Origin of the sequence: Streptomyces sp. NRRL S-244 (genome assembly GCF_000717915.1) — a bacterium.
In the GTDB taxonomy this organism is placed as follows: Bacteria; Actinomycetota; Actinomycetes; order Streptomycetales; family Streptomycetaceae; genus Streptomyces.
Genome location: NZ_JOCX01000005.1, coordinates 259,352 through 272,162, shown reverse-complemented (window position 1 = coordinate 272,162; position 12,811 = coordinate 259,352). Strand labels below are relative to the sequence as shown.

Below are 12,811 nucleotides of genomic sequence, written 5' to 3'. Positions count from 1 at the left end.
ATGGGGTGCCGGGCCGGACGGCGGGGTGGGGCATTGGCCTTCGCGCGGGTGCGTCTGGTTCGCTGGGGGGCATGGAGATTCTGTGGTTCCTGATCGCGCTCGGCCTGCTCGTGGCCGCCTTCAGCCCGTACATACGGCGCAGGCGGGGTGGCAACCTGCGCCTGGTCGCGCCGGGCAGCCCGGACGCGGCCGACCCCGAGAACTACGGTTTCGCCCGCCAGGAGCGCCTGGACATCCGGGTCCCGGGTCCCGACGAGGACCTGATGGACGCCCTGGAGGCCGTGCAGCGCAGCGGGCAGTGGCAGGCGGCGTCCCAGCTGCTGGCCGGGACCCCGAAGGAGGGCGAGCTGCGCTGGCAGCGGGTCCAGGCCTTCGGCGGGGCGGCGGCGCTGGAGCTGGTCGCGGAGCCCGGGGTCGGCGCGCGCTGGCTGAAGGCGTGGCGGCTGGAGGCGGAGAAGGACGCGGGCGGCGCGCAGGTGCACGCGGAGCTGCTGGTGCAGCAGGCGTGGCGGCATTCGGGCGGCGTGGGCTCCACGGACCACCGGATCATCCTGGAGGAGGCCCGGGAGGCGTGCCGCAAGGCGGCGCTGCTGGCGCCGGGCGACCCGGTCCCGTACGTCACGGAGCTGGCGGTGGCGCGGGCACTGGGGTACTCGGAGGCGGAGTTCGACGCGCTCTGGGCGAAGGTCATCGACGTGGCGCCGGCGCACATGGGCGCGCACCTGGCGGCGCTGCACTACTGGTGCGAGAAGTGGCACGGCTCGCGGGAGAAGGCGGACGCCTTCGCGCACGCGGCGGCCGCCCGCGCCCCGCGGGGCTCGCTGCTGGCGGCGCTGCCGCTGTTCGCGGTGTACGAGCACGTGCCGGACGTCGTCCTGACGAACTTCTGGCAGGGCTCGGTGGTGACCCGGGCCGTGGAGGGCGCGCTGTACGCGGTGCACACCGCCCGCCAGGACGACCCGATGCTGGCGCACGTACGGCACATGCTGCTGTCGTTCCTGGTGCCGATGGAGCGCTGGGCGGAGGCGATGGAGCAGGTCCGCCACATCGACGGCTACGTCGGCGCCCTCCCGTGGTCGGCCTCCGCGGACCCGGCGGCCCAGTACGCGGTGTTCCGCGCCCTCGCGGTCGCCGGCTACGAGGCCAACGGCGGCTCCCCGGCGACCCTGCCCCACTGATCCGGCGCGGTCCGCGGGTGGGGGCTCTCCCCCCTGGCTTCCACCTGCGGAAATCCGCCACATAAGGTTGCCGTAAAGGCCTGCGGGCCGTACGGCGTCCCGGCATGACCGCCCGGAGCGGCAGCCCTGCGCCCGCCCGCAGCAACTGCACGTGCACCTGCACCACTTCATCCCGTGGGGGGATCTGTCCATATGGGCGCTTCACTGCGCGCGCTGCGCGCCCTCGTCCTGCTCGCAGGCTTCTACCTGCTCGGTTTCATCCTGCTGGCCGTGCTCGCGGCCGCCGACTGGGCCACCGTCACCCGGCTGCACGGCGGCGTCGCGTTCAAGATCCTCATCGTCTCGGTGGTCCTCGCGGTCCCGATCGTGCGCGGCATGTTCATGCTCCGCACCCCCAAGGGCGACCCGCCGCACGGCGTCCCCGTCACCGAGCGGCAGGAACCCGTCCTGTGGCAGACGGTCCGCGACATCGCCGACCAGGTCGGCACCCGCGCCCCCGACGAGATCCTGCTGATCGACGAGGTCAACGCGGCCGTCAGCGAGGACGCCCGGCTGCTGGGCCTGCTGTCCGGCACCCGCCGCCTCTACCTCGGCCTGCCCCTGATGACGGGCCTGGACGAGATGCAGCTGCGTGCCGTGCTCGCCCACGAGATGGGCCACTACGCCAACCTCGACACCCGCCTCACCCCGCTGATCGCCCGCGGCCGCGCCCAGCTGATCCGCACCATCCGGCACTTCCACGAGCGCGCCGACGCCAAGGTCGCCGGCGAGCGCGCCCGGCAGGAGAAGGCCGCCGAGAAGCGACTGGCCAAGGGCAAGAAGGCCAAGGACGTCGACACCACGGGCCAGGGCGCGATGTACCGGGCCATGGCGAAGATCTACACGGGGTACGCCCACTTCTACATGCGGGCCACCCTCTCCGGCAGCCGCCGCCAGGAGCTCGCCGCCGACCTCGCCTCGGTCCGCGTCGCCGGCCGCGACTCCGCCGCCTCCGCGCTGCGCGAGCTCAACGCCATCGGCCCCGCGCACGAGTTCTACATGGACTCGTACGCCACCCTCGGCGTCGGCGCGGGCCTGCTGCCGCGCCCCGGCCAGGTCTTCGGCGGCTTCCGGCAGCTGCTGGACGCCCGGTCGCAGGAGCTGGAGGGGCTGCGCCGGGAGCTGTCCACCGAGCCCACCTCCCCATACGACTCGCACCCCGCGCTCGCCGAGCGCGTGGCCCGCATCGAGGCGCTGCCCGACGACGGCCGCGGCGCGCAGGCGGCCCGCCCGGCGCTGGAGCTCCTCGCCTCCCCGGAGGCGGCGCTGGCCGCGCTCGAGCAGGCGGTCCTGACCCCGGAGGCGCTCGCGCTGACGCGCATGGACTGGGCGGACCTCGTCCACGAGAGCATGACCCGCTACGTCGGCAACGGCGCGCAGGAGATCCGCGAGGCCATCGCCGCCGAGGGCACGGCCCCGGGGCTGGCGGCCCTGCTGGACGCGATCGACGCCGACCCGGCGCTGCGCTGGCGGATCGCCGACCGCTTCCCGAAGTCCGAGGAGGCGGCGGCCGCCACCGGCCGCGCCGCCCGCGAGTTCACCCGGCCCGCCCTGCGGGGAGCCCTGAGCCGGCTGGTCACCGCCGAGCTCACGGCCCGCGGCGCCGCCCGCTGGCAGCTGTCCTGGTCCGACTCGGCCGCCCTGCGGTTCGCGACCGACGGCTTCGAGGAGCAGCTGGAGCCCGCCCTGGACGCCCTCGTCGCCGACCAGCCCGACACCGAACCCCTGCGAAAGCTGGTGCTTGTCTGATGCTCGGCCTGATCATCCTCGGGATCCTGCTGATCAGCGGCGCGTACAAGATGCTGCGCGCCCGCAAGGGCGGCGGCGGCGCCGGGATGCGCCGCCGGGCGAGCCGGGCCGACGGCCTGGCCGCGGTCGCGCTGGGCTTCGTACCGCCCGAGCGGCTCGATGCCGACCACGGCTGCCCGCCCGCGCCCGCCGACACGGCCGCCCTGGACGCCGTACGGGCGGGCGACTGGCAGGCCGGCGCGGCCTGGGCGGACGCGGCCGGGCAGGACTGGGACGAGCGGATCCGGCGCGTACGGGAACTGGCCGAGCTGGCCGCCGAGGAAGACGCCTGGCTGCTGGCCTGGCGCGCGGCGCGGCCGCAGGACCCGACGGCGGCGGCGGTGCACGCGGACGCGTCGGTGCTGGTGGCGTGGAACGTGCGTGGCTCGCTGACCGCGGACCGCACGACGCAGGAGCAGTTCCGCAACTTCCACCGGCTGATCGCCGCCTCGCAGGAGGCCATGCACGAGGCCCAGCGGCTCGCCGACCCGGCGGACCCGGTGCCGTACATGCTGGAGCAGCCGGTCGCCATGGCGCTGGGGTACTCGCACGAGCGGTACGGGCAGCTGTGGGCGGAGATCGTGGGGCGCGGCCCGAAGGTGCTGGCGGCGCACACGGGCGCGCTGCAGTACTGGTGCCGCAAGTGGCGCGGCTCGCACGAGGAGGCGGAGGCCTTCGCGCGGCAGGCGGCGGCGTCGGGCGCTCCGGGCGAGCTGCTGTCGCTGCTGCCGTTGTACGCGTACCTGGAGTACGAGATGTCGGAGCCGGAGCTCGACCCGAGCGTCTACTACAAGCGGCCGGAGATCGTGGCGGCGACGGACGCGGCGCTCGCGGACGTGGCGGCGGCGGACCCGGCCGACCGGCGGGTGGCCCGGGTCCGGCACATGCTGGCGTGGAACCTGTACTGGCAGGACCGGTGGACGCAGGCCGTGGAGCAGTTCCGCGCCGTCGACGGGTACGTCGGGGCGACGCCGTGGACGTACTCGGCGGACGCCAAGGCACGGTACGTGCAGGCGCGGGACTTCAGCGTGCGCCGGGCGGTCGCGCAGAAATGACGGAAGTGTGACGCGGCGGCCGGGGGCGGGCCCGGGGGAATCCCGGTCCGCCCCCGGCCGTTGAAGGGAGCACCACTAGGAGGGAATCATGTTCTCGTACCGCCGCACGCCCGAGCTCCCCACCCGCGAGGAGGCCCTCCCGGGCCGCGCGACCCCGCAGTTCTCGCTCCCGGACCGGCACACCGTCCTCGGCAACCCGCTCGCCGGCCCGTACCCGGCCGGGCTGGAGGTGGCCGACTTCGGCCTGGGCTGCTTCTGGGGAGCGGAGCGCAAGTTCTGGCAGACCCCGGGGGTGTGGACCACGCTGGCCGGCTACCAGGGCGGGTTCACCGAGAACCCGACGTACGACGAGGTGTGCTCGGGGCAGACCGGCCACACCGAGGTCGTGCGCGTGGTCTTCGACCCGGCGCAGGTTTCGTACGCCACCCTCCTGAAGCTGTTCTGGGAGTCGCACAACCCCACCCAGGGCTTCCGCCAGGGCAACGACGTCGGCACCCAGTACCGCTCGGCGATCTACACCCACTCCGAGGCCCAGCAGGCGGAGGCCGAGGCCTCCCGCACCGCGTACCAGCAGGTCCTGGTGTCGTCGGGCTACGGCGACATCACCACGGCGGTCCTCCCGGCGGCGGAGCGCCCCTTCTGGCCGGCGGAGCCCTACCACCAGCAGTACCTGGACAAGAACCCGGACGGCTACTGCGGCATCGGCGGCACGGGCGTCAGCTGCCCGATCGGCGTAGCCAGGGCCGACGGCTGACCTTTCCCGGCGAGTCCGGCGCGGCCTCACCCTTTCGGGCGGCCGCGCCGGAGTTCCGCTCCGTAGGCTGGCGCCTGGGCCCAGGATCTCGCCCATGGGAGCATTTGTGACCACGTCCGCTGCCGGGCAGCCTCTCATTCCGCAACCGCCCTCGACCGTGACCGCACTGCGCCAGGCCGGCGCGCAGATCGCCCCGGCTGCGATGCCCGCGTTCACCCGGGAGCTGGACGAGGCCGCGGACCAGGCCCGGCAGGGCTCCGACCTGGCCCCTCTGCGGCGTTTCGTCGCACAGTGGGCCGTGTACGTACACGTCCAACGCCAGCCGCGTCTCGCCGAGGAGCTACGGCGCTGGGAGGACGCCGCAGCCACGGGCAACGCCGCCGAGGCCCGCCATGCGGCCAAGGAAATCGGCCGCATCCTCGACACCGCCCACGCGGCCCTCGCAGCGACCGATCGGTGAGCGCCGACTGGCGCTGGGAGTACGACCCGGACCGGATGAGTGCGGCCGACGGCTGGTTCTACTTCCTCGCCGCACCCCGCGCCCGACTGATCGTCGTGGTCCGGATCATCCCGCCCTTCGACGCCCTCTAGGACATGTCGTCAGATCGTCGAGGCGTCGATCACGAAGCGGTAGCGGACGTCGCTGGCCAGGACGCGGTCGTACGCGGCGTTGATCTCGGACGCGGGGATCAGTTCGATCTCCGAGCCCAGGCCGTGTTCGGCGCAGAAGTCCAGCATCTCCTGGGTCTCGGCGATGCCGCCGATCATCGAGCCGGCCAGGGTCTTGCGGCCCTGGATGACGGAGAACAGGTTCACCTCGACCGGCTCCTCCGGGGCGCCCACGTTCACCAGCGCGCCGTCGACCTTCAGCAGGCCGAGGTACGCGTCGAGGCCGAGCGGGGCCGAGACCGTCGAGACGACCAGGTCGAAGCTGCCGGCCAGCTTCTCGAAGGTGGCCTCGTCGCTCGTGGCGTAGTAGTGCGAGGCGCCCAGCCGCAGGCCGTCCTCCTGCTTGCGCAGCGACTGCGAGAGGACGGTGACCTCCGCGCCCAGGGCCGCCGCGATCTTCACGCCCATGTGGCCGAGCCCACCGAGGCCGACGATCGCGACCTTCTTGCCGGGGCCCGCCTGCCAGTGCTTCAGCGGGGAGTACAGGGTGATCCCGGCGCACAGCAGCGGGGCCGCGACGTCGAGGGACAGGCCGTCGGGGATGCGGACGGTGTAGTTCTCGTCGACGACGAGGTGCGTGGAGTAGCCGCCGTACGTGGGCTCGCCCTGCTTGTCGAGGGCGTTGTACGTGCCGGTCATGCCCTTGACGCAGTACTGCTCCTGCCCGCGCAGGCAGTAGTCGCACTCCCGGCAGGAGTCCACGAAGCAGCCGACGCCGACGTGGTCGCCGACCGCGAACTTCGTGACGCCCGGGCCGACTTCTGCGACGACACCGGCGATCTCGTGCCCCGGGACCATCGGGTAGATGCCCTCGCCCCAGCCGTCGCGGACCTGGTGGATGTCGGAGTGGCAGATGCCGGCGTACTTGATCTCGATGAGGACGTCGTGCTCGCCGACGGGGCGGCGCGGCACGGTGGTGCGCTCCAGCGGGGCCTTCGCGGCAGGGGCGGCGTAGGCGGCGACCTGGGTGACCTGGGTGACGGACATGGGTGAGGACTCCTCGAACGCTGCTGCTGACGATCTGCTGCACCGAACGATCCCCGCTCGGGCCGCCGGCAGCCACGCCCCTGTCCTGCCTAGGACCGGCGGTCCTACCCCTGGCGGGGTCAGGAACACGGTCCCGGCGCGCCGCCCGCCCGGCGATACTGGCGTCATGGACCAGCTTGATCAGCGTGCCGAACTGGGTGAGTTCCTCCGCTCCCGCCGTGCGCGGCTGCGCCCCTCGGACGTCGGCCTGCCGGACTACGGGCGCCACCGGCGCGTGCCCGGGCTGCGCCGCGAGGAGCTGGCGCAGCTGGCGGGCGTCTCGGTGGCGTACTACACGCGGCTCGAACAGGGGCACGGCCAGAACGTGTCCACGGAGGTGCTCGACGCCATCGCCCGGGCGCTGCGCCTGGACGGCACGGAGACGGCCCACCTGACCCACCTGGCCCGCCCCAGACCCCGCAGGCAGCGCGCGAAGCAGTACAGGGCGGAGCACGTGCGCCCGGAGCTGCGGACACTGATGGACGCGATGGACGGCGTACCGGCGTACCTCCTGGGGCGGCGGCAGGACGTCATCGGGTGGAACCGGCTGGCCGCGGCGGTGTTCGGGGACTTCGGCGAGCTGCCGCCCCAGGAGCGGAACCTGGTGCGGCTGGTGTTCCTGGACCCGGCGGCGGCCGAGCTCTACGCGGAGTGGGACTGCCTGGCCTGCCGGGTCGTGAGCAGTCTGCGCATGTACGCCGGCGAGCACCCGGACGACGAACAGCTGTCGGCGCTGGTCGGTGAGCTGTCGGTGAAGAACGAGGAATTCCGGCGGCTGTGGGCGGCGCACACGCTGGCGGACAACAAGACGCACGGGGTGAAGAAGCTGCGGCACCCCTTGGTCGGCGAACTGTCCCTGTCTTTCGAGACGCTGGCCCTGCCGGGCGACTCGGCGCAGGTCCTGGTCACCTACCATGCGGCGCCGGGTTCCCCCTCGCAGGACGCGCTGCGGATGCTGGCCTCCTGGTCGGCGCCTGCCGCTCCGTCGGCTCCTTCCGCCCCTTCCGCCTCTTCCTCGACCGCCTCGTCCCCGACCGCCTCGTCCTCCGACGGGGCCACGGCCTGAGTCACGACGGATGGCGGGGAGCCCGCCGTTTCCGGGGGCTCCCCGCCATCCGCGAGGTTCGGTCGAAGCCGGAGGTCAGGAGGCCGTTCCGGCCTTCCAGTCCGCCCAGCTCATGTTCCAGCCGTTGAGGCCGTTCTCCGGCTTGATGGTCTTGTCCGGCGAGTTGACCACCGTGACCACGTCACCGATGAGCGAGTTGTCGTAGAACCAGGCGGCGGGCTGGTTCGGGTCGTTGGCACCCTGGGCGTCGTTCAGACCGACACAGCCGTGGCTCGTGTTCGCGCTGCCGAAGACCGAGTCCGGTCCCCAGTAGTTGCCGTGGATGAACGTGCCGGACTGGGACAGCCGCATCGCGTGCGGGACGTCCTTGATGTCGTACTCGCCCTTGCCCTCACTGTTCTTGAAGCCGACAGTGGAGCCGTCCATCCGGGTCTCCTTGAACTTCTCGGAGATCACCATCTGGCCGTTGTACGTCGGGTTCTCCGGGGAGCCCGCCGAGATCGGGATGGTCTTGAGGACCGCGCCGTCCCGGGTGACGGTCATCTTCTTCGTCTTCGCGTCGACCGTCGAGACCTGGCTGCGGCCGATCTTGAAGGTGGCGGTCCGGTTCTGCACGCCCTGGACGCCGGGGGCGCCCTGCACGCCTTCCAGCGCCAGCTTCAGCGTGACGGTGGAGCCGGCCTGCCAGTACTGCTCGGGGCGGAAGTCCAGGCGCTGCGCGCTGAACCAGTGCCCGACGACCTCCTGGCCGCTGCTGGAGCTGACGGTGATCGCCGCCTGGACCGCCTTCTGGTCCTTGATCGGCTTGTTGAACGTGATCGAGACCGGCATGCCCACGCCGACCGTCTGGCCGTCGTCCGGTATGAACGAGCCGACGAAGCTGTTCTCCGGGGAGACGGTGGTGAAGGACGCGTTCTCGTGCGCCTCCTTGCCGGCCTCGTCCTTGGCGGTCGCGGCCAGGACGTACTTCGTGGAGCGCTTCAGCGCGGCGTCCGGCTTCCAGGTCTTGCCGTCGGCGGCTATCTTGCCGGCCACGGCCGTGCCCTCGGAGGTCTTCAGCTCGACCGCCGTGAGGGTGCCGTCGGCGACGGCGACGTTGGTCGCGTCGTTCAGGCCGACATTGGTCGCGCCGTCCTTCGGCGTTATCGTGATCTTGGCCTTGGAGGCGTCCTTGGCCGCGGCCGCGTCCACGTCCGACTGGGACTTGCTGCCGCTCGCGTCGCCGCCCTTGGCCTTGCCTTCGTCGCCACCACCGCAGGCCGAGAGCACCAGCACGCCACCGAGTACGGCGGATATGGCCACCAGGGACCTTCTCCGCCGCTTCTTGTCCGTCCTCACACGCCACTCCATCGTTGCCAGAACCCCCGAGCTTCCCCCGGCCAGCGCCGGGCGGTGCCCCGATCAAGGCAGGGAGACACGCCCCCTGCCTCGCACCAGTCAACGCGTTGAAGGCCCGGATCGGTTCCACATCCCGTTTGAATGTGGGCAACCACACGGTCAGGCGTTGTCGGTCGTCTCTTCGTCGTACTCCCCATCTTCCTCGCCCAGGTCCCACTCCATGGACTCGGGGTCGTATTCGACGGGCTCGCTGCTCCAGGAGGCCTGCGCCAGCTCCACCCCGGGGATGTCCGCGACCAGGTCAGTGGGGTCGACGAGGTACGCGAGCGCCTCCGATTCGTCTTCCCGTACCGCCGATTCGGCGTGGCCGCGCTCCTCGTCCGGCATGAACTCGTCGGCTTCGATGTGCGCGAGCGCGGCGCCGGTGAGCGCGTCGACGTCGGGCACTTCCAGCACCAAATCCACTCGAAGCCGGACGTATCGTGATGTGTCAGAAGGGTTCATACGACGGAGCGTAAGCCCGCGGCAGCCCCGACTTTCCCACGACCCGCCCTTGTCCGTAGCATCACCGCACACGGCCAATTCGCTGCGTCCGCAAGGGGGATCGCACCGTGTCCGCACGTCGACCGCTGCTCACCGCTCTCGGGGCGACCAGCCTCCTCGCCGCCCTCTGGTTCGTGCCCTCGGCGAACGCCACGGCACCGGGGTCCGCGGGGTCCGAATCCTCCATGTCCTCCGGTTCCGGTTCTGGTTCCGGTTCCGCCGCGCCGGAGTCCGCGAACACCGCGGGTACCGGGTCGGTGACCACGCTGGTGCCGAACTCCCCGGACGCTTCCGGCGACACCGCCCAGAGCGCCGGCCAGGTTCCGCTCGGGCTCGCCGACACCGGCGGGATCGACACCACCCCGTACCTGCTGGGCGGCACGCTCTGCCTGGGCCTCGGGGCCGGGTTCGTCACCTACTCCGTACGCCGCTCGCGCGCGTAACGCCCGCAGCCCGCGTACGGGCACACGCCGAAGGGCCGCCCCCGGACTCCCGGGAGCGGCCCTTCGCGGTACGCGTACGACTCAGGCGAGCGGGCCCGTCACCGGCTCCACCGCCGCGACGAGGCCGCCACTGCGGACGAACGCGTCGGCCGCGGCCAGGTCGGGGGCGAGGAAACGATCCGGCCCGGGACCCTCCACACCGGCCGCCCGGGCCGCCGCGATGGCGGCCCGGCTCGCCGGAGCCGGGGTGAGCCCGTGCCGCAGCTCGATGGCCCGGGTGGCCGCGTACATCTCGATCGCGATGATCCGGGTCAGGTTGTCCACGGCGGTACGGAGCTTGCGTGCGGCCGACCAGCCCATCGAGACGTGGTCCTCCTGCATGGCGGAGGACGGGATCGAGTCGGCGGAGGCCGGCACGGCCAGCCGCTTCATCTCGCTGACCAGGGCGGCCTGCGTGTACTGGGCGATCATCAGACCGGAGTCGACACCGGCGTCGTCCGCCAGGAACGGCGGCAGCCCGTGCGAGCGGTTCTTGTCGAGCAGCCGGTCGGTGCGGCGCTCCGCGATGGAGCCGAGGTCGGCCGCCGCGATCGCCAGGAAGTCCAGGACGTACGCGACCGGCGCGCCGTGGAAGTTGCCGTTGGACTCCACGCGCCCGTCGGGCAGCACCACCGGGTTGTCGACGGCGGAGGCCAGCTCGCGCGAGGCGACGAGGGCGGCGTGCGCCATGGTGTCGCGGCCGGCGCCGGCGACCTGCGGGGCGCAGCGCACCGAGTACGCGTCCTGCACGCGCGGGGCGGACTCCTCCTGGAAGTGCCCGGTGAGCCCGGAGCCGTTCAGGACGGCGGCCATGTTCGCGGCGGAGGCGCCCTGGCCCGGATGCGGGCGGATGGCGTGCAGCTCGGGCGCGAGCACCTTCTCGGTGCCGAGCAGCGCTTCGAGGGTCAGCGCGGCGGTGATGTCCGCGGACTTGTAGAGCTTGTCGAGGTCGGCGAGGGCCATGACCAGCATGCCGAGCATGCCGTCGGTGCCGTTGAGGAGGGCGAGGCCCTCCTTCTCCTTGAGCTCGACGGGCTGGATCCCGGCCTCGGCGAGCAGCTCGCCGGCGAGTCGCACGACCCCGTCCGGACCCTCTGCGTCGCCTTCGCCCATCAGGGTGAGCGCGCAGTGCGAGAGCGGCGCGAGGTCCCCGGAGCAGCCGAGCGAGCCGTACTCGTGGACGACGGGCGTGATGCCGGCGTTGAGCACGTCGACCATCGTCTGCGCGACGGACGGCCGGACGCCGGTGTGGCCGGAGGCGACGGTCTTCAGGCGCAGGAACATCAGGGCGCGCACGACCTCCCGCTCGACGCGCGGGCCCATGCCGGCGGCGTGCGAGCGGACGATGTTGCGCTGGAGCTGGGCGCGCAGCTCGGGGCTGATGTGCCGGGAGGCGAGGGCGCCGAAGCCGGTGGACACCCCGTAGACGGGTTCGGGCTTGGCGGCGAGGGCGTCGACGATCTCGCGGGCGCGGGCGAGGGCGGCGAGCGCCTCGCCGGACAGCTCGATCCGCGCGTTGCCGCGGGCGACGGCGATGACGTCCTCGGCGGTGGTCCCGGAGGTCCCCACCACGACAGTGTGCATATCCATATTCAGCACCCTACGGACTGAATCGCTTCATGTCACCCCTCTTCACGCGCACCTCGCGCGGCAAGCGCCACGCCGCCCCGGCGCGGGAGCGGGTCAAGGGCGGCCACGGAAGCGGCGCCGCTCCCCCGGCACCTCTTGCGCGGCAGCGGCAGCGGCATCGGCCAGCCGGACGACGGCGGTGTCGCGGCCGGCGACCACGGGCTTCGGGGAACGGGCGGCCTTGGCCTTGTACTGGGCGGCGTCGGCCAGCCGGAACAGCCGCCGGGAGGACTTCACGGGCCCGATCGGGTCCCCGGTGGACGCCACCCCGCAGGCCACGCCCTCCCCGAGCTCCAGCTCGGCGGCGCGCAGGCACAGCTCCTCGGTGACCCGCACCACCTCGTCGGCCGGGGGCCCGACGCTGACCAGGCAGAACTCGTCACCGCCGAGCCGGGCGACGAGCGCGCCGGGCAGCATGGCCCCGCAGAGGCTGAGCACCGACCCGAACCGCTCCAGCAGCCGGTCGCCCATGGCGTGCCCGAGGGTGTCGTTGACCTTCTTGAGCCCGTTCAGGTCGCATACGACGAGGCTGACCACGGCGGCGGCGCGCCGGTGCTCCTCCAGGGCCTCGTCGAGCCGCATGTCGACGGCGCGCCGGTTGGCGAGGCCGGTCAGGGGATCGGTGAAGGCGAGGCGGCGGGCCTCCTCCAGCCGCTCGTTCTGCGCGAGGCCGGCGGCGACGACGGCGGCCAGTACGGTCGCGAACTCGGCGTCATCGGCGTCGAAGTCGGGCAGGCCCGCGTCGCGGGCGACGTACAGCTCGCCCCAGGCGCGGCCGCTGAGCACGATGGGCGCGACGACGCAGGTCCCGCGGCCGCGGCGGCGCAGGGCCTCGCCGCGCCGCCCGGGGCGGCCGCCGCCGGCCCCTTCGACCCAGGCGTGCGGCCCGCCGCCCCCGACCCACCGCTCGTGCAGGAACTCGGTGATCTCGGGAAAGTCGTGGACGGGATAGGACTCGTCCTCGGGAAACTCCTCTTCCCCGCCCCGCAGCCCGCCCTCGTTGACGAGCACGCGCAGCCGGCCGCGCTCACGCTCCCAGGCGGAGATCGCGGCGAAGGAGCCGTCCATCGCGAGCCGGGCCCCGCGGGCCGCGGCCCGTACGCTGTCCCGCGGTGCGCATGCGGCTGCCATGGCCTGCGCCAGCCCCACGACGGCTCGCAGCCGCCCGTCGACTCCCATCACCCCAGGTTAGGGAGTTTTGTCAGATTTGCCGACAATCGCCGCCATCTTCGACCCGGAGCCAC

At 72.7% G+C, this 12,811-nt stretch carries 13 protein-coding genes; 8 read left to right on the top strand and 5 right to left on the bottom strand.

What is annotated here, in order from left to right:
- Positions 1-71: 71 nt before the first annotated feature.
- The 6 genes from IF02_RS0108810 to IF02_RS35900 all read left to right on the top strand — a co-directional run bounded on the left by IF02_RS0108810 (position 72) and on the right by IF02_RS35900 (position 5,405).
- The gene (locus tag IF02_RS0108810) at positions 72-1,178 is read left to right on the top strand and encodes a hypothetical protein (protein WP_030155022.1); all 1,107 of its coding nucleotides are present in this window, start codon (positions 72-74) and stop codon (positions 1,176-1,178) included.
- Between the two features lie 192 nt (positions 1,179-1,370).
- A complete protein-coding gene (locus IF02_RS0108805) occupies positions 1,371-2,966 on the top strand; it encodes a M48 family metalloprotease (protein ID WP_030155021.1) in 1,596 nt (531 codons plus the stop codon).
- A complete protein-coding gene (locus IF02_RS0108800) occupies positions 2,966-4,060 on the top strand; it encodes a hypothetical protein (RefSeq protein WP_037835801.1) in 1,095 nt (364 codons plus the stop codon). The genes IF02_RS0108805 and IF02_RS0108800 overlap by 1 nt, the downstream gene beginning before the upstream one ends.
- Before the next feature lie 88 nt (positions 4,061-4,148).
- Positions 4,149-4,814, top strand: coding sequence for a peptide-methionine (S)-S-oxide reductase MsrA (gene msrA, locus IF02_RS0108795; protein WP_030155018.1), 666 nt, complete (start codon positions 4,149-4,151; stop codon positions 4,812-4,814).
- A gap of 106 nt (positions 4,815-4,920) precedes the next feature.
- Positions 4,921-5,274, top strand: coding sequence for a DUF6247 family protein (locus tag IF02_RS0108790; protein ID WP_030155017.1), 354 nt, complete (start codon positions 4,921-4,923; stop codon positions 5,272-5,274).
- Positions 5,271-5,405 carry a hypothetical protein gene (locus IF02_RS35900; protein ID WP_267880914.1) on the top strand — a complete coding sequence of 45 codons (135 nt, stop codon included), beginning with the start codon at positions 5,271-5,273 and terminating at the stop codon, positions 5,403-5,405. Before IF02_RS0108790 ends, IF02_RS35900 begins: the two co-directional genes overlap by 4 nt.
- Positions 5,406-5,414: 9 nt before the next feature.
- On the opposite strand, the gene IF02_RS0108780 is transcribed toward IF02_RS35900, so the two are convergent.
- Positions 5,415-6,470, bottom strand: a complete 1,056-nt coding sequence (locus tag IF02_RS0108780; RefSeq protein WP_030155015.1) for an NAD(P)-dependent alcohol dehydrogenase — start codon at positions 6,468-6,470, stop codon at positions 5,415-5,417.
- A 166-nt stretch (positions 6,471-6,636) separates the two neighbouring features.
- Here IF02_RS0108780 and IF02_RS0108775 point away from each other — a divergent pair, with 166 nt between their 5' ends.
- Complete coding sequence (locus IF02_RS0108775; RefSeq protein ID WP_051696004.1) at positions 6,637-7,575, top strand: helix-turn-helix transcriptional regulator; 939 nt, start codon at positions 6,637-6,639, stop codon at positions 7,573-7,575.
- A gap of 75 nt (positions 7,576-7,650) precedes the next feature.
- On the opposite strand, the gene IF02_RS0108770 is transcribed toward IF02_RS0108775, so the two are convergent.
- A complete protein-coding gene (locus IF02_RS0108770) occupies positions 7,651-8,925 on the bottom strand; it encodes a L,D-transpeptidase (protein WP_030155012.1) in 1,275 nt (424 codons plus the stop codon).
- Positions 8,926-9,072: 147 nt separating this feature from the next.
- On the bottom strand, positions 9,073-9,360 hold the full coding sequence (locus IF02_RS35410) for a hypothetical protein (protein ID WP_234318131.1): 288 nt from the start codon (positions 9,358-9,360) through the stop codon (positions 9,073-9,075).
- Between the two features lie 164 nt (positions 9,361-9,524).
- Here IF02_RS35410 and IF02_RS0108760 point away from each other — a divergent pair, with 164 nt between their 5' ends.
- Positions 9,525-9,899: a hypothetical protein gene (locus IF02_RS0108760; RefSeq protein WP_030155009.1), complete on the top strand. Its 375-nt coding sequence runs from the start codon at positions 9,525-9,527 to the stop codon at positions 9,897-9,899.
- Between the two features lie 81 nt (positions 9,900-9,980).
- Here the strand turns inward: IF02_RS0108760 and hutH are convergent, their stop codons facing one another.
- Together hutH and IF02_RS0108750 are read right to left on the bottom strand one after the other, a co-directional pair.
- Positions 9,981-11,522: a histidine ammonia-lyase gene (gene hutH / locus IF02_RS0108755; RefSeq protein ID WP_030155007.1), complete on the bottom strand. Its 1,542-nt coding sequence runs from the start codon at positions 11,520-11,522 to the stop codon at positions 9,981-9,983.
- Positions 11,523-11,621: 99 nt separating this feature from the next.
- Positions 11,622-12,746: a GGDEF domain-containing protein gene (locus IF02_RS0108750; protein WP_030155005.1), complete on the bottom strand. Its 1,125-nt coding sequence runs from the start codon at positions 12,744-12,746 to the stop codon at positions 11,622-11,624.
- Between the last annotated feature and the right edge of the window lie 65 nt (positions 12,747-12,811).